The sequence below is a fragment of the Micromonospora zamorensis genome, from assembly GCF_900090275.1.
Lineage (GTDB): Bacteria > Actinomycetota > Actinomycetes > Mycobacteriales > Micromonosporaceae > Micromonospora > Micromonospora zamorensis.
Genome location: NZ_LT607755.1, coordinates 435,999 through 451,972, shown reverse-complemented (window position 1 = coordinate 451,972; position 15,974 = coordinate 435,999). Strand labels below are relative to the sequence as shown.

Sequence of the window (15,974 nt, the reverse complement as noted above, 5' to 3'; positions counted from 1 at the left end):
GACGGCCGGTCTCCGCACGCTCTGTCGGGGACCGGTCCCAGCCGGGGCGCGGTGGCCGTGTCCAGCAGTCCGCCAGGCCCGGTTGATCAAGCGGGTACGCTCGTTACCGCTGCATGCTGCGCTGCCCGGCGCCAAAACGGTGCCGAACGGCCGGCTCGGCCGCGAGCCGCAGTGGATCCGAGGAACCTCGCGCCGCTCCAGGGGGAAGTAACCAGGTGAGCACCCACTCGATGTTGTTGTTCGTGCTCGCCGCTGTCGCGGTGATCGTCGTCGTGCGGTGGGTGGCGGCCCGCACCGGCCTGCCGGCCGCGGCGCTTCTGCCGCTCATCGGCATCGCGTACGCGTTGCTCCCCGGGCCCAACATCGGTCTTGATCCCGACCTGGTGCTCATGATCGTGCTGCCGCCGTTGCTCTACAGCGCCGCACTGGACTCCTCGCTGTTGGACATCCGCCGGAACCTCCGCATCGTGGTCAGCCTGTCCGTGGTGCTGGTGCTCCTCACCGGGGTGCTGGTCGGCATCGGTTTCCACCTTTTCGTCGCCGGGGCGACGCTCGCTGCCGGGATCGCGGTCGGCGCCGCCATCGCGCCGCCCGACCCGGTGGCCGCCCTGGCGGTGGGCCGCCGGGTCAACCTGCCGCCGAAGATGGTCACGATCATTCAGGGCGAGGGGCTGCTCAACGACGCCACCGCGCTGACGATGCTCAGCGTCGCGGTGGCCGCCGCCGTGGGTGGTGAGTTCTCGTTCCCGTCCGCCGTGGGCCAGTTCGTGCTGGCGGCGGTCGGCGGGGTCGCCGTGGGAGCGGCCGTCGCCTGGCTGGTACGTCTGGCCCGACCGTTCACCGCGGACCCACTGTTGTCGAACGCCATCTCGCTCGCGACACCGTTCGTGGCCTACCTGTTGGGCGAGGAACTGCACGTCTCCGGGGTGCTCGCCGTGGTGATCGCCGGGCTGATCGTCGGCCACAAGACACCCCAGCTCACCTCTGGCGCCGCCCGGCTGCAGACCAGCGCGGTGTGGCGGCTGGTCGACTTCCTCCTCGAAGGCTTCGTCTTCCTGCTGATCGGCCAGCAGCTTCCCGAAGTCGTCAAGGGCCTGCGTCAGTACGACACGTCGACCATCGTCATCGCCGTCGCGGTGTCGGTCGGCGTGGTGCTCCTGCTGCGCCCCGCGTGGCTGGTGATGACCCAGTCCCTCCCCCGGTCGTTGCACACCCGGCTGGGCGGCATTTCCGAGCAGGACGACCCGGACGAACCCGGGACTGCCCGGCAGATCGAGCGCGCTGACCGCAACGCCCGCCGACTCACCTCCCGTGAAGTGGTGGCACTGAGCTGGTCCGGCACCCGTGGCGTGATCAGCCTGGCCGCGATCTTCACCCTGCCGCTGACCACCGACAGCGGCGCACCCTTTCCCGACCGTGACCTCCTGCTGTTCTGCACCTTCGTGGTAGTCCTGGTGACACTCGTCGGGCAGGGCATGACGTTCGCGCCGCTCGTGCGGATGCTGGGCCTGCGCGCCAACGAAACAGACCAGGCCCGCGTACGCAACGAGGCCCGCTCGGCGGCGGTCGAGGCCGCCCTGGCCCGCCTCGACGAGGTTGCCGCCGCGGAGCCGGACAGCACGGTGGCCGTCAACACCATCCGTACGCAGCTGCTGGCCCGACTGGCGCGCTACCGCGGGCGGCTGGACCATCTGGAGCAGAGCGGCTCATCCGAGATGCCCACCTCACCGGAGTACGAGACGGCGCTTCGTGTCCGGCGGACAACCATCGACGCGCAGCGCGAGGAACTCGTGCGCTGGCGCGACTCCGGCCGGCTGCCGGATGAGGAGCTCCGCGTCCTGGAACGGGAACTCGACCACGAGGAACTGCTGCTCCCGAAGCGGACCTCCAGCTGACCGTCACCGCGCCAACTGGCGCAGGATCACCGGGTCCTTGATCTTCTCGTCGGCGGCCAGCAGCAACGCCTTGCTGATGATTTCGCCGAGCCGGCTGTCGCCCTCGAAGGGCAGGTACATCTCCGGCTGCTTCGCCTTCGCCGAGTCGGGGATGATGCACAGATACCGGTCCTCCGGGGCGATCAGGATGTTGCCCGAGCCGCAGTGGATGCGGTAGGTGTGCAGATCACCCCGCACTTCGAGGAACCGGTCGGTGAACGTGCACCGGTCGGCGATCGCCAGCCGGGGAATCAGCTCGGCCAGCACATCCCGGCGCGTCCGAGCGGGCGGGCTGAGGTCGCCGAAGCTGTTCTGCGACCAGTAGTCGCGGTACCGGCCCTGGGGACCACCGTCGTACCAGTTGGGGTCGTTGCCCACCCCGGCCGCGGCAACGAACAGGTCGACGTCGCGCATCACCTCGCTCAGCACGACCGCCGGAACCTCCTCCAGCGGCACCGGCGTGCGTTCCCCCCGGAGGAACACCAGTTGGTCGGTCCCCATCGTGTCGAACATCAGGTCGTCGCCCTGATCCTCGATCCCGGCGATGTGCAGCACGGCGCGCAGCTCCCAGTCCGGAAGAGCCAGCCAGGGGTCCTGGTAGCTGGCGCCGTCGTTGCGGTGTCGAACGTGCGACCAGCCGCGCCGGGACAGCAGCGCGATGAGACGGTGCTGGCGCACGATGTGCGCGGCGAAGCGGTTGGAGTACGTGCCGGTGGCCCGCTCCGCGTCGGTCAGCAGGTACTGCTCGCGGTGCGCCTGCTTGAACGGCTGGGTGATCGTGTGCCGGGCCAGGAAGTCCCGCCAGGCCAGGACCGTGGTCGGATCGTCGACCGGGTGCCACAGCCGCACCGTGGCGTCGCAAGCGGGCTCGAACACCGTGTCGTCCACGGTCCGCAGGGCGTCGGAGCCCCAGCAATAGGCAACGCCGTCGACGGTCCAGATCAGCCGTCGGGCCAGGGTCCGGGCCAGCGGGTGGTCCAGGAACCGTTCTTGCCACTGCTCGACGGTCCACGCGCGGTCGCGCCGCAGCAGCCCCTCAAGGCGGTCGCGGGTCCCGATCAGCGTCGCGCCGATGTCCGCGACTGTCGCCTTCAGCTCCTTCAACTCCTCGCCGTGGTCCTTGCGCACCTGAGCCGGAGGAGTCTTGACCACCTTGCCGTCGGAGTTGCGCCACACCACTGTGGCGTCGACACCGCGCACCTCGACCTCGTACGAGCTGTCACCCAGCTTGTCCGCGAGTGGCAGCCCGAAGCCGGGCAGCGCCATCTCCTCGACGTCCTCACGGCCGATGCCGAGCGCCTCGGCGTGCGTGGTCAGGCCCTTCTCGACGATGCGGAGCGTGCTCTTGTAGGTCAGCCGCGACGCCAGCCTGGCGAGCTGCGCGAGGGCGGCGGGGTGATCGGTGTCGACGAGCACCGCGACCGCGACGTTCGCCAGCTTCGGGCTCGACGGACCGTGCCCGGGAACCTTGCGGGCGGCCCGTTCCGCGATGTGGCCGAGACTGCGCAGGGTCTCCTCCGACGGCGGGCACATCGCTCGCGCCCAGAGCAGGCCCCACAGCACCCCGACGTTGTGCCGGTCGACCAACCGGGGCGGGTAATCGTCGACGTGACCGGGGCAGCACGTGGTCATGCCCAGCGGCAGACTGCGCGGCAGACCCACCAGCGGAAGCCAGTCGTCGAGCCGCTCGGTGAACTCGTCGACGCCGACCGCGTCGAGCAGAACCCGGGCGCTCTTCTGCCAGACGGCCGTCGGCCGCGCCTTGTCCGCGCCGAGCAGGCAGTGGGCAAGCAACGTCTGCCACCCGGATCGGCGCCCCTCCGGCATCGCCTCGATGTCCGCGACGGCCCGGTCAGCCCACTGCTCACCGACGTTGACGAGCGGCCACATCGCCAGGTCGTCCTCACCCATGAGGGAGTATGCGCGCTCGATCCGCGTCCGACGCCACGTCGCCAGCGCCGCCGGATGCGAACGCCCGGCGAGGTGCTCGGCCTGTAGCGACTCCCGGGTGAAGCTCACCAGCGACGTGCTCCACCGACCGAATCCCAGCCACGCCTGGCCGCCCAGCCGGTCCAGCCAGGCGGCGCCGTTCAGCCCACCGCCCGAGAGCAGAACACGGATGAACGTGGTCAGCCCATCCCTGTCCTGCCCGGGCACGACCAACGCGTCGAACACCCTCTGCCGGACCTGCACCGGTTGCGCGGCCAGGATCTGCTCAACCCGCTCCCACATCTCGCGGCAGGCGGCCCCCCATGAGGATTCCCTGGTGATGTTGTGGTGGCGTGGCAGGCTTCCGATCACCGTCATCGCCGCGGCGACACGACGCTCGTGATCCGCCTCGGCGCCGTCCAGCGCCTCGGCACCGTCCAGCGTCGCGATGGCGGAGCTGAGCAGCTCCGCCTGGCACGTCGCCTCCGGCAACAACTCGATCTGCGGCGAAGCAAGGTCGTACGGGCCGTTCGGATCGTTGAGCGCGGCGAGCAGCGTCCGGCTCGTGCTGGCCGGCGCCCAGCCGCACACCACGGCCACCTGATCGACGAAGTCCCGCTGATCAGTGTCGTTGAGAGCGTTTTCCCAGCGCTCGGACCGCCTCCTGAAGGCGGTGACCACGTCGCGCAGCGCCTGCTCCGGGTCGAACGTGTCCATCAGCCACCCACCAGCGGGACGAGCTTGAGGAACGTGACCCGGGAGCCTGCGTGCAGGTGGACCGTGTCGTCCAGGCTGGTGACCTGACGGTCGTCGACCAGCACCACGAAACCGTTGCGGCCGAACGCCTTGAGCGTCGCCCGGGTCCGTTCCTCCGGATCGACGCCCGCGCCGGACTCGGCGACTTCCAGGACCACTCGCCGGCGGATCAGCTCGTCGAGACGGACTGTCTCGTCGAAGATTTCCATTGTCCACTCGGCAACGCTCGGCCCACCGGTCGCTTCATCGGCGATTGTGATCATCGGCATGGCGGAGACCGTAGCGTGGACCCCGGACATGCTGGGTGACGCGGAAGCGATCAGCGCCGCGACCTGGAACGCCTGTCGTTGGCCGACCGCCGGAGCCCCGTACCGTCAGGGCGTTTCGACGGTGACGACGCCAGTTTGTGTGACCTGGACGGGTGCCAACCAATCTCCCACGGTGTACGGCGATTTTTCGTGAAGGCGAGGTTGTGAGCGTGACCGATCACGCGTACCCGAACAGGACTGACCTGTCGGCGGTGGTGGACGCGGCACGCCGCGGGGACCAGGCGGCGATGGACGAGCTGGTCTCGCACTATCTGCCACTGGTGTACAACATCGTGGGTCGGGCACTGAACCGATCAGCGGATGTGGACGACGTGGTGCAGAACACGATGTTGAGCGTCGTGCGAGGGCTGGCGGGCGTACGCGATCCGGGTGTCTTCCGGTCGTGGCTGGTGGCCGTCACCATGAACGAGGTCCGTGCACACCAGCAGTTCCGGCACACCACACCGGCACCGCCGGAGGACATCGACAACCTGATCGACCCGGGATCCGACTTCGAGGACCTGACCCTCACCCAGCTTCGCCTGTCCGATCAGCGCCGCGAGGTCGCCCTTGCCACGCGCTGGCTGGACGACGACCACCGCCACCTGCTGTCCCTGTGGTGGCTGGCCGAAGCCGGTCACCTCTCCCGCGCCGACCTGGCCGAGGCCCTGCAACTGGACCCACATCACGTGACCGTCCGCGTGGCCCGCATGAAGGCGCAATTGGACACCGCTCGGCTGGTGGTGCGAGCCCTCACCACGCGACCCGGCTGCGGCGGCCTGCTCGACATGGCGTCCGACTGGGACGGCCGACCGGCGCCGGTGTGGCGCAAGCGGCTGGCGCGGCACATTCGGACCTGCGCGCACTGCCCGGATGCCACGTTCGATCTGGTACCGGCCGAACGGCTGCTGGCCGGCATGGCGCTCACGCCGTTCCCGCCCGACCTCGCCTCCCGCGTCACACATCAGGTGCACGGCATCACCGGCGCGCAGCAGGGCATCTCGTCGGCGGGCGCGTCACACGGCGTCGCCTCGGCGGGCCCGTCACACGGCGTCGCGTCGGCGGGCACACGCGCGAAGATCGTCGGGTTGCCGCAGCAGGCCCGCGTCGCGGTCCTGTCCCTGCCCAAGGCCCTGGTCGGCGCGTTCGCGGCCGTCGCCCTGGTCGGAGGGGCGGGGATCGTCGTCGCCGGTTACAAGGCCGGGCCGAGCCAGCAACCGGCGAGCGTGACAGCCGCCCAGCCCTCGACCGCGATCACCGCATCCGCCTCCGAGACACCCGGGTCCGCACTCGATTCACCTTCCCCGACGGCGCTCGACGCGTCCCCGACCACCTCGCGCCCGGCCTCCGCCCCCACCAAGTCGCCGGCGCCAACCAAGTCACCGACCAGGCCGCCGACTCCGACCAGGTCGCCGACCAAGCCTGCCAGCACGTCCACCGGCGTGTCTGCCGCGGAACAGCGTCTGCTGGTGCTGCTCAACGAGCGGCGCCGCGCGCTCGGACTGCCCGCTGTCGAGCTGCGCACGACGGAGCAACGCGCTGCGGAAACCTGCGTGAAGCAGAACCTGGATACGGGCGCCTTCGAGCACTGCGGCCATGAGGTTCTGTGGGCGTCCTCGGGCAACTCATCCCCCGAGCAGATGATCAACGCTTGGTTCAACAGTCCCGGGCACAAGCAGGCGCTGACCTACGCCAGCTCCCGTTTCGCCGGCCCCGCCATCGTCTTCAACGGCACCCGTCAGATCGCTGCCATCAACATCGATTACTGAAGCTCTCCGCAGGTGAGAGTGGCGCAGCGTCGACTGCGCGCCCGGCCCGAAGCCGATCGGCGTCGGGCCGGGCGTGAGAGCCGCGAGCCGTTACCAGGGCACCACACCGGCGTCCTCGAAAAAGCCGCCGGTGGGGCCCCCGTCGGGCAGTGTGGCCAGGCGGATGGCGGTCGCCGCGCCCTCCTGGGGAGTACGCACGCCACGGAAGCCGTTGAGGTCGGTGGCGACGAAGCCCGGGCAGGCGCAGTTGATGAGGATCTTCGTGTCCGCCAGTTCCCGGACGTACTGAAGGGTCACCGCGTTCAGGAACGACTTCGAGGGCGCGTAGGCCACAGAGACCGGACCTGTGGTGGTGTCACCGTCGGGGCCAGACTGCCGGGTCAGAGAACCGACGCCGCTGGACATGTTCACGATGCGCGGTGAGGTCGAGCGGCCGAGCAACGGCAGCATCGCGTTCGTCACCCGGATGACGCCGATGACGTTGGTCTCCACCACAGTGCGGAGGACGGCCAGATCGGCACTGCTCGGCTGCTGCTGTCCGCCGCCGGTGATCGCGGCGTTGTTGACCAGGGCATCGAGGCGTCCGGCGTGTTCGGCGATCAGATCGGCTGCGGCGGCGACACTACGGTCGTCGGTGACATCCAACGGGACACCGAAGGCGTCGACGCCGGCGTCCCGCAGCCGTGCCACCGCCGTGTCCCGCCGGGTCTGGTCGCGCGCGCCGACACCCACGCTCCAGCCCAGCGCACCCAGGCCTGCCGCAATCTCGTACCCAATGCCCTTGTTGGCCCCGGTGACCAGGGCAATCTTCTTGTCACTCATGTCTTCGACTGTGGGTCACGGCCCGCGAGTCGTCCAAGACCACCTGAGTCATGGGCGATACCCGGAAGGTATCGCCGCCTCCGTTGCGGGCTAGGCTGGACACGTGGAGACACGAGAGCTGCGGTACTTCGTCGCCGTGGCCGAGGAACTGCACTTCGGCCGCGCGGCGCAACGCCTGGGCATGGCCCAGCCGCCATTGTCGCGGGCGATCAGTCAGCTCGAACGCCGTCTGGGTGCCACCCTGCTGAAGCGTGACAGCCGCTCGGTGACCCTGACCGAAGCCGGTGCGGTCCTGCTGCACGAGGGACGAGCAGCGCTGGACGCTGTGGAAGCTGCCGAACATCGCGCCCGACGCGCAGCTCTCTCCGTCACCGGTCACGCCAGCGTCGTCCTCGCGACCAAGGCCGGAGCGTCCAGCGAGTTGCTCGCGAAGCTGCTGCACGCCTACTCCACCGAACCCGGATCGGTCGACGTCGACGTGGTGCTGTGTGGCCCCGGCGAACAGGAACGACTGTTGCGGACCGGCCGTGCCGACGTCGCGATCCTTCACCACCCGTTCGACGACCTGACGGGGCTCGACACCGAGGAACTGCTCACCGAGGGCCAGGTCGCCATCCTCCCGGCCGGCCATCCCCTCACCACTCGCGAGAGTGTGCAGCTGAGCGAGGTGACCGAGCTGCCGGACCTGCCTCTACCGCGCTGGCCGGCGCATGACGGCACCTATCCCGACGGCCCCGGTCCTGAGGCCCAGAGCCACTCCCAACTTTTCCAGCTCACCGCCCTTGGCCGGACCTTGCTGGTCGTGCCCGAGTCCGCCCGATCCCAGCTGAACGAAGATCTCGTCGCCGTGCCGATCGTGGACGCGCCGGAAGTCACCACAGTCATCGCCTGGCCTCCGCACAGCCGTTCCCGAGCTGTCGCCGATCTTGTCAGGGCCGCACTCCGCCTCTAGCCGCCGATATCGCGCCTCGTCGCACCGGCGTACGCGAAAAAGGCCCTGACCGGCAGGGATCTGCCAGGTCAGGACCTTCATCGTTGGTGCGCCGCCAGGGACTCGAACCCCGAACCCGCGGATTAAGAGTCCGCTGCTCTGCCAGTTGAGCTAGCGGCGCTCGTTCGGCAACGGAGAGAACATTAGCACCCCCGAAACCCGGGCTCCAATCCGGTTACCGGGCTCCCCCCTTCGGTCGAGCTTTGCCGGCAAAAAGCCCCAAACCGGCCAGCCGGCTCAAGGCAGGGACGTGGGTTGCGGCGTCGATGCGGCACGATGTCCGCCAGGTACGCGAGAACAGAGGTGGGGATGACACGGTTCACGCGAGCCGGGGCGGTGGTGGGCGCTCTGGCTCTGGTGGCGTCGCTGGCACTGACCGGGTGCGGCGACGAGAAGAAGCCGGAATTCGTTGGCGGGACGTCGCCGGCGGGCGCGGGTGCCGAAGCTGGCTCGTCCGCGCCCTCGGCACCGACCACCCCGAGCACGCCGAGCGGACCGACGCTCACGCTGAGCCCGGCCGACGGCACGAAGGACCGGCCGGCGAGCACGGAGATCAGCGCGAAGCTCCCGAACGGCGGAAAGGTGTCCGCGGTCACGCTGACGGCGGACGGTGGGGGCTCGGTGGAGGGCAAGCTGCGCACCGACGGTTCGGCCTGGGTGCCGTCCGCCCCGCTGAAGTTCGGCACCCGCTACACCGCCACGGTGACGGCGAACGGGTCCGACGGCACGAGCAGCCAGGGCACCAGCAGCTTCACCACGATGGCCAAGCCGAAGTCGACCATCGGGTCCGGCCTGTATCTCTTCGACGACAAGAGCTACGGGGTGGCCATGCCGGTGGTCGCCGAGTTCCACCCGGGCATCCCGAAGAAGGACCGGGCGGCGGTGCAGAAGCGGATGTTCGTCCGCACCGACCCGCCGCAGCCGGGGGCATGGCACTGGGTCGGCAACGGCACGCAGGCCTACTACCGGGCCCCGGAGTACTGGAAGCCCGGCACGACCATCACCGTGCGGATCGCCCTGGCCGGGATGCCGCTGAGCAACGGCAAGTACGGCGACATGGACCGTAAGGCGACCGCGAAGATCGGCCGGTCCTTCGAGATGAAGGTCGACAACGCCAACAAGAAGATGCTGGTGTACGAGAACGGCGCGCTGGTGCGCACCATCCCGGTGAGCCTGGGCAAGAAGAGCACGCCGTCGTCCAGCGGCACGATGGTCGTGATGGAGAAGAAGGAAGCCACGACCTTCGACACCCGCGACGACCCGGACCCGGCCAACCGCTACGTCACCGACATCCAGTTCGCCCAGCGGCTCACCTGGGGTGGCGAGTACATCCACGCCGCACCGTGGTCGGAGCACGTGCAGGGGCGGCAGAACGTCTCGCACGGCTGCGTGAACGTGTCGATGGTGAACGCCCGGTGGTTGTTCGAGAAGACGCGGATCGGTGACCCGATCACGGTGAAGGGCACCGAGCGCAAGATCGCCGCCGGCAACGGCTGGACGGCGTGGAGCCTGAGCTGGTCGGCGTTCATCAAGGGCAGCGCACTACCCGTACCCAAGGGTGGGGCCGGCCCGGCGCTCTGAGCCGCCCGGCATCGATGCGCCGGCCCTGCCGATGGCCGGGCCGGCGCGTACCCTTGCATTCCCGCGCTGCGACGACGCCGCGGCGACCCCTCAGTCCCGGTACGGAGACGAGCCAGGCTCACGAAACGCCGGATATTAGCAAAAATCCGGCATCATCGTCGGCGTGTTTCGGTTCACCCTCCGCAACCGGGGCCGGCTCTGGCGCGTCAGTAGGAGACGATGGGGCAGCGACCACGACTGTGAGGGAATCATGCGAGCTAGCCAGGACCAGCTGATCAGGCGCGGTGGGCGACGCCGCGTGTTCGCGGCAGGGCTCCTCGCCGTGGCGCTGGCCTTCACCTCCGCCTGCACCGACGGCGACGGCGGCAAGCCGTCCTCCTGGCAGGGCGGCGACGAGGCTCCGGCACCGAAGGCGGCGGCGACCATCAGCGAACCGGCGGCCGATGCCAAGGACGTGCCAGCGTCCACCGGCATCACCTTCACCACCAAGGACGCCGTGAAGACCGCTGTCGAGCTGAAGGACGCGGCCGGCAAGGCCGTCGAGGGCACCCTCGCGGCAGATGGCAGGACGTGGCTGCCGGCCGGCGCACTGGAGTACGGCACGGCCTACACGGCGACCGTCACCGCCACCGGCGACGACGACCGTCCGGCCACCGCGACCAGCACCTTCACCACGATGGCCAAGCCGAACAACCAGGTACGGGTGACGAGCTTCCTCGGCGACAACCAGGTGGTCGGGGTCGGCATGCCGCTGATCGTGAAGTTCAGCCGGAACATCCCGGAGGACTACCGCGACGACGTGCAGCGCCGCATGACGGTGACGTCGACGCCGGCGCAGGAGGGCATCTGGCACTGGGTCAGCCCCACCGAAATCCGGTACCGGCCGAAGGAGTTCTGGAAGGCCGACAGCAAGATCTCCTACCGGGTGCAGGCCGGCGGTCTGCCGATGGGTGAGGGCTGGTACGGCCGCGCCGACCTCAGCGTGGACGTCAAGATCGGCGCTGCGACGGTCATGACGGTGGACAACAAGACCAAGCGGATGACGGTGACCCGCAACGGCTCCGTGATCAAGACCATCCCCGTCAGCCTGGGCAAGAAGAGCACCCCGTCGTCCAGCGGCACCATGGTCGTGATCGAGAAGCTGCGCAAGACGGTCTTCGACACGTTCGAGGAGCTGGGCCCGGAAGAGGGCTACCGCACCAAGATTGACTTTGCGCAGCGCCTCACCTGGGGTGGGGAGTTCATCCACGCGGCGCCCTGGTCCGAGGGCCAGCAGGGCAGCGTGAACGTCTCGCACGGTTGCGTGAACGTGTCGATGGCCAACGGCGACTGGCTGTTCAAGAACACCCAGATCGGTGACCCGATCACGGTCAAGGGCACCGAGCGCAAGCTGCAGAACGGCAACGGCTGGACCGACTGGAACATGAGCTGGGACGAATACGTCAAGGGCAGCGCCCTGCCGTACGAGCCTCCCGCGGACCCGGACACCACGCCGACGCCGGACGGCGCGGTCACCCCGTCCCCCACGCCGACCGCCTGACCCGAACGACGAAGCCCTCTCCCACGCGGAGAGGGCTTCGTCGTGGATGCCCCTATCGGGCCCCTGGAACGACTCAGGCCCCCTCCGAGGAGGGGGCCTGAGCAGCACAACCAACTGGGTGACTGATGGGAATTGAACCCACGACAACCGGGACCACAACCCGGTGCTCTGCCAACTGAGCTACAGCCACCACGCCGCCGTCGCCCGGTCGATAGCCCCGGGCGGGGTGCGGACCAATAATAGCCACATCGCGGCGTGCCTCGTCCAGCGGGTTCCCCGGTCCCCGTACGAGCCGCCGCGGATCAGAGTTCGGCGGCGATCGCCTTGGCGGTCTCGACGTCCGGGCCGGGCAGCGGCACGAAGACCGTACGCCGGTAGTACTCCAACTCCCGGATGCTCTCCCGGATGTCGGCCAGCGCCCGGTGCGCGAGGCCCTTCTGCGGCTGGCCGAAGTACACCCGCGGGTACCAGCGACGGCAGAGTTCCTTGATCGACGACACGTCGATCAGCCGGTAGTGCAGGTGCGCGTCGAGTCGGGGCATGTCCCGGGCGATGAAGCCCCGGTCGGTGGCGATCGAGTTGCCGCACAACGGCGCCGTACGCGGATCCTTGACGAAGGTGCGGACGTAGTCCAGGACCAGGTCCTCCGCCTCGGCGAGGGTGACCGCCGAGCGGCGGACCTCCTCGGTGAGGCCGGACTTGGCGTGCATCGTCTGGACGATCTCCGGCATCGCCTCCAATGCCGCCTCATCGGCGTGGATCACCACGTCGACACCGTCACCCAGCACATTGAGGTCGGGATCGGTGACCAGTGCCGCAACCTCGATCAGTTTGTCCCTGCCAAGGTCCAACCCGGTCATTTCACAGTCGATCCAGACAAGGAGATCAGCCACCGGGACAGCCTACGCGCAGCCCACGACCCGCGGCTGCGCGCTCTCGGCCGACCGGACCGCTAGGGTTTCGGGGTGCCAGCAGAACCCGTCGCACCGCCCGCCGTCACGGACGACGATCCCGGCGGCCGTACGGTCCGTCGCCTGGTCGCGGTGGTGGCTCTTGTCGCCGTGCTGCCGGCGCTCTACCTGCGCGGCCTCGTGCACAACTTCTTCGACCTCAAGATTTACATGTCGGCCATGGACTGGTGGCGCGTCGGCCACCCGCTCTACGACTACGTCCAACCCGACCGGGTGCAGGGCGAGCTGTACTTCACGTACCCGCCGTTCAGCGCGCTGCTGCTGTGGCCGTTCGGTCTGCTGCGACTCGGCGCCACCGTGACGATCTTCACGGTGCTCACGGTGGCGGCCGTGGTGCTGACCACCCGGTGGGTGGTGATGCCGCTCATCGACCGGCACCACCTGCCGCGAACGTTCACCCTGGTCGTCGCCGTGCTGCTGGTGCTGGCTGTGGAGAGCACCCGCGAGACGATCACCTTCGGTCAGATCAACATGCTGCTGGTCGTACTCATCCTGGCCGACCTGCTGTACGCGGTGCCGCAGGCGCGACGCTGGGCCGGGGTGGGCGTGGGGCTGGCGACGGCACTCAAGCTCTTTCCCGGCATCTTCATCGTGTACCTGTTGGCCACCCGGCGGTGGCGGGCTGCGGCGGTGGCCAGCGCGACCGCGGCGGCGGCGACCCTGCTCGCGGCGGCGATCGCCCCGAGCGACTCGTGGCGGTTCTGGACGCACGAACTGTGGGCCACCGATCGGGTGGGGCGCACCGACTACGTCGGCAACCAGTCGCTCTTCGGCCTGCTCAGCCGGTTCACCGCGCCGGCGAAGCCGGACCAGCTGCTCTGGCTGTTGTTGGTCGCCGTGGTCGCCGTCTACGGGCTGTGGCGGGCCGCCCGCGCTGCGCGGGCCGGTGACGCGTTGACGGGCCTGACGCTGACCGGGCTGGTCGGCTCGCTGGTCAGCCCGATCACCTGGACCCACCACATCTACTGGTTCGTTCCGGCGGTGGTGCTGCTCGCGGACGCGGCGTTGAGTGCCGACCGGCCGGACGAGGCACGCCGGCGTCGGTGGTTGGCCGGGCTCGCGCTGGGCATCACCGCGGTGATCGTCTATGGCGTGGTGACGTTCCAGGCCTGGGGCGTGGAACCGGTCCGCACCGAGAACCCGGCGGACTTCGTCGTGCAGAACGCCTACGTGCTGATCAGCGTGCTGCTGCTGGTGGTCCTACCGGTGCCCGCGCGGCGCGCTGAGGAAGACTCAGGCCACCGCGAGGAAAAATCGCGCCAAATGGACAGATCTCCCCAGTAGCCGCCATCAGCGCTAATCTGACCTCATCTACCTCAAGCGTCGCTCAGGTAGCACCGATCCCCCGGTGAGGGTGGCCCTCCGCGTCGGCAGCGCGGAGGGCCACTCGCCGTTTCGTCCCCCGCCGGCCAGGGTCACCACCAGCGGATCCCATCGGCCGCGTAATCAGCGGCCGGGCACCACAGGCGGGGCGTCCACCGGCCGGGTCGCCACCGGCGGGACCTCCACCGGCTGGTCCGTGGCCTCCGTACCGGCCGGCGGCCACGCGAGACTCAGCGTCACCTCCGGTGGGCGCGGCAACCGGGCCGGTTCGTCCAGGTCGGCGAGGGTGACCGGCCGGGACGGTTCGGTGCCGATCGCCGAGCGGAGCCGCTCCCCCGCACCCGAGCCGACCGGGGTGAGCTGCCGGACGGCCGGCAACGGCGGGGTCGAGCCCGGCTCCCGGGAGCCCAGGCCACTCAGCGAGGTGACACCGAGCCGGCCGGCGAGCACCGGCACCTGATCCGGCTCGACCACGAAGATCACTTCACGCGGGCGCAGCGGCCGCAGCAGGAGCAGCACCGCACACACCACCAGCAGGACGCCCACGGCCAGCAGACCCCAGGTGGCCGGCCCGGTCCACCCGGCGCGCAACTCGGCGCGCAGGTCCAGCGCCAGATCCGCCCCGCCGTCGGGGCGCATCACCACGAGGCTCATCGGCTCACCGGCCAGGTCCCCGACACTCCACTCCAGCGAGCCGATCCCCTCGCGTACCCAGAAGGGCCGCCCCAGCGGCGTGACCGCCTCAGCTGCGGTCGGGGTGCCCACGGCCGGACCGGCCGCGTCCAGCCGGACCGGCAGCGGGCCCTGGGCCAGCGCCACCCGGCGAACCGAGGCGTGCGGCGCCGACTCCAGCCAGCGGCGTACCTCAGCGGTGGGCGCCAGCCCGACGAAGGCCGGGCCGTCCGCGGTGCGGGCGTCCAGTCGCAGCCGGGTCTGCGCGGTACGCGCGAACGGCGCCTCCTGCCGCAGCAACCGGTCGAGGTCGGTGACCACGACCGCGTGACCGGGCGTGCGGACCGTTTCGAAGCGGGCGGCGAAGGCCCCGTCGGGGTCGGCGTGGCGGGTCACCAGCCACAGCGCGCCTCCGGCGAACAACGCCGGAATCCCCACGACCAACAGCAGCACTCCGGCGATCATCCGCACGAACCGCATCCGCACCGTCCCCCTCCGTAGCCAATTACCCGGCCGACCTTACCGACGCAGACCGTCTGATCAGCGGATATCCACGGCACGGGCGGTGCCGACTCCAGAAAGCGCACTGGCCCGCCGGATGGTCCGGCGGGCCAGCGGTGTGACGGGGGTCAGGACTTGGCGACCGGCTCCCGACGGGTCCGCGTGAACGCCAACCCGCCCAGCACCAGGCCAGCCAGACCAGCGACGAGACCGGCCACACCGAGGCCCACCGCGAGGCCGTTGCCGTCCTCGTCGTCGTCGTCATCGTCGGGTGCCGCGACGGCGGCGGCGGAGGCCGGTGCGGCCGAACCACCCGGCGCGGCGGCGGTCAGGGTGAGCACCGGAGCCGGGCTCTCGGGCTCCTCGCCGCCCGGTGCCTGCTCGTCGATCCAGCGCGAGATGTTGCCGTCGGAGTAGGTCTGGAGGGTCTTGAAGACCATCGACTCGACCTTCGGCAGCGGCCCCATCGAAACGGGGAACTCCTGGAACTGGCCCGGCTTCACCCCCGCGTCACCGGTGGCCGTCCAGGTGATCTTGGAAACCGCCTCGGTGAGCTGGCTGCCGTGCACCTCGATCGGCGGGTCCACCTTGCGCTTCTCCGTCGCGACCGTCCAACCGGGGACCGGCATCGTCGACACCGAGCCGACCGGGGCGTTCTCCGGGAGGACCACCTCCAGCTTCGTGGTGGAGGCGGTGTCACTCTCGTTCGGCACCCGGAACGCCACCCGGGCGTAGCCACCCTGAGTCGCCTCCTTCGGGTTCACCGTCACGTGGGCGGACGCCGGTCCGGCGAAGCCGAGCACAGCGGTGGCGGCGGCGGTGAACGCCAGTGCGGCAGCGGCGGTTGCGGTACGCCGGATTCGGGTCATGGGTTTCG

Annotated in this window: 12 protein-coding genes and 2 tRNA genes; 6 read left to right on the top strand and 8 right to left on the bottom strand. The window is 69.8% G+C overall.

Features of this window, described 5'->3' with window-relative positions:
* The first annotated feature begins 230 nt into the window (after positions 1 to 230).
* Positions 231 to 1,895: a Na+/H+ antiporter gene (locus GA0070619_RS02070; protein WP_172862160.1), complete on the top strand. Its 1,665-nt coding sequence runs from the start codon at positions 231 to 233 to the stop codon at positions 1,893 to 1,895.
* 3 nt (positions 1,896 to 1,898) lie between these two features.
* Here GA0070619_RS02070 and GA0070619_RS02065 read toward each other — a convergent pair whose 3' ends face one another.
* Together GA0070619_RS02065 and GA0070619_RS02060 are read right to left on the bottom strand one after the other, a co-directional pair.
* Positions 1,899 to 4,580 carry a DUF4132 domain-containing protein gene (locus tag GA0070619_RS02065; protein WP_088946482.1) on the bottom strand — a complete coding sequence of 894 codons (2,682 nt, stop codon included), beginning with the start codon at positions 4,578 to 4,580 and terminating at the stop codon, positions 1,899 to 1,901.
* The gene (locus GA0070619_RS02060) at positions 4,580 to 4,888 is read right to left on the bottom strand and encodes a hypothetical protein (protein WP_172861958.1); all 309 of its coding nucleotides are present in this window, start codon (positions 4,886 to 4,888) and stop codon (positions 4,580 to 4,582) included. Before GA0070619_RS02060 ends, GA0070619_RS02065 begins: the two co-directional genes overlap by 1 nt.
* Before the next feature lie 209 nt (positions 4,889 to 5,097).
* Between GA0070619_RS02060 and GA0070619_RS02055 the strand changes: the two genes are divergently transcribed.
* Positions 5,098 to 6,696: a sigma-70 family RNA polymerase sigma factor gene (locus GA0070619_RS02055; protein ID WP_231927235.1), complete on the top strand. Its 1,599-nt coding sequence runs from the start codon at positions 5,098 to 5,100 to the stop codon at positions 6,694 to 6,696.
* Positions 6,697 to 6,786: 90 nt separating this feature from the next.
* Here GA0070619_RS02055 and GA0070619_RS02050 read toward each other — a convergent pair whose 3' ends face one another.
* Positions 6,787 to 7,518: an SDR family oxidoreductase gene (locus GA0070619_RS02050; RefSeq protein ID WP_088946479.1), complete on the bottom strand. Its 732-nt coding sequence runs from the start codon at positions 7,516 to 7,518 to the stop codon at positions 6,787 to 6,789.
* Between the two features lie 103 nt (positions 7,519 to 7,621).
* On the opposite strand from GA0070619_RS02050, the gene GA0070619_RS02045 reads away from it, so the two are divergent.
* The gene (locus GA0070619_RS02045) at positions 7,622 to 8,470 is read left to right on the top strand and encodes a LysR family transcriptional regulator (protein WP_088946478.1); all 849 of its coding nucleotides are present in this window, start codon (positions 7,622 to 7,624) and stop codon (positions 8,468 to 8,470) included.
* Between the two features lie 84 nt (positions 8,471 to 8,554).
* Here GA0070619_RS02045 and GA0070619_RS02040 read toward each other — a convergent pair.
* A tRNA-Lys gene (locus GA0070619_RS02040) sits at positions 8,555 to 8,630 on the bottom strand.
* A gap of 188 nt (positions 8,631 to 8,818) precedes the next feature.
* On the opposite strand from GA0070619_RS02040, the gene GA0070619_RS02035 reads away from it, so the two are divergent.
* The gene (locus tag GA0070619_RS02035) at positions 8,819 to 10,090 is read left to right on the top strand and encodes a L,D-transpeptidase (protein ID WP_088946477.1); all 1,272 of its coding nucleotides are present in this window, start codon (positions 8,819 to 8,821) and stop codon (positions 10,088 to 10,090) included.
* Between the two features lie 250 nt (positions 10,091 to 10,340).
* On the top strand, positions 10,341 to 11,630 hold the full coding sequence (locus tag GA0070619_RS02030) for a L,D-transpeptidase (RefSeq protein WP_088946476.1): 1,290 nt from the start codon (positions 10,341 to 10,343) through the stop codon (positions 11,628 to 11,630).
* A 117-nt stretch (positions 11,631 to 11,747) separates the two neighbouring features.
* Here the strand turns inward: GA0070619_RS02030 and GA0070619_RS02025 are convergent.
* Both GA0070619_RS02025 and orn read right to left on the bottom strand, forming a co-directional pair.
* Positions 11,748 to 11,820: transfer RNA gene (locus tag GA0070619_RS02025), tRNA-His, on the bottom strand.
* Between the two features lie 112 nt (positions 11,821 to 11,932).
* Positions 11,933 to 12,523, bottom strand: coding sequence for an oligoribonuclease (gene orn / locus GA0070619_RS02020; protein WP_088946475.1), 591 nt, complete (start codon positions 12,521 to 12,523; stop codon positions 11,933 to 11,935).
* A 72-nt stretch (positions 12,524 to 12,595) separates the two neighbouring features.
* On the opposite strand from orn, the gene GA0070619_RS02015 reads away from it, so the two are divergent.
* Entirely contained in the window at positions 12,596 to 13,885 is a 1,290-nt protein-coding gene (locus GA0070619_RS02015; protein ID WP_088946474.1) for a glycosyltransferase 87 family protein, read from the top strand.
* A 162-nt stretch (positions 13,886 to 14,047) separates the two neighbouring features.
* Here GA0070619_RS02015 and GA0070619_RS34010 read toward each other — a convergent pair whose 3' ends face one another.
* Together GA0070619_RS34010 and GA0070619_RS02005 are read right to left on the bottom strand one after the other, a co-directional pair.
* Entirely contained in the window at positions 14,048 to 15,076 is a 1,029-nt protein-coding gene (locus tag GA0070619_RS34010; RefSeq protein ID WP_088946473.1) for a hypothetical protein, read from the bottom strand.
* A gap of 149 nt (positions 15,077 to 15,225) precedes the next feature.
* Positions 15,226 to 15,966: a YcnI family copper-binding membrane protein gene (locus GA0070619_RS02005; protein ID WP_088946472.1), complete on the bottom strand. Its 741-nt coding sequence runs from the start codon at positions 15,964 to 15,966 to the stop codon at positions 15,226 to 15,228.
* Positions 15,967 to 15,974 lie beyond the last annotated feature (8 nt).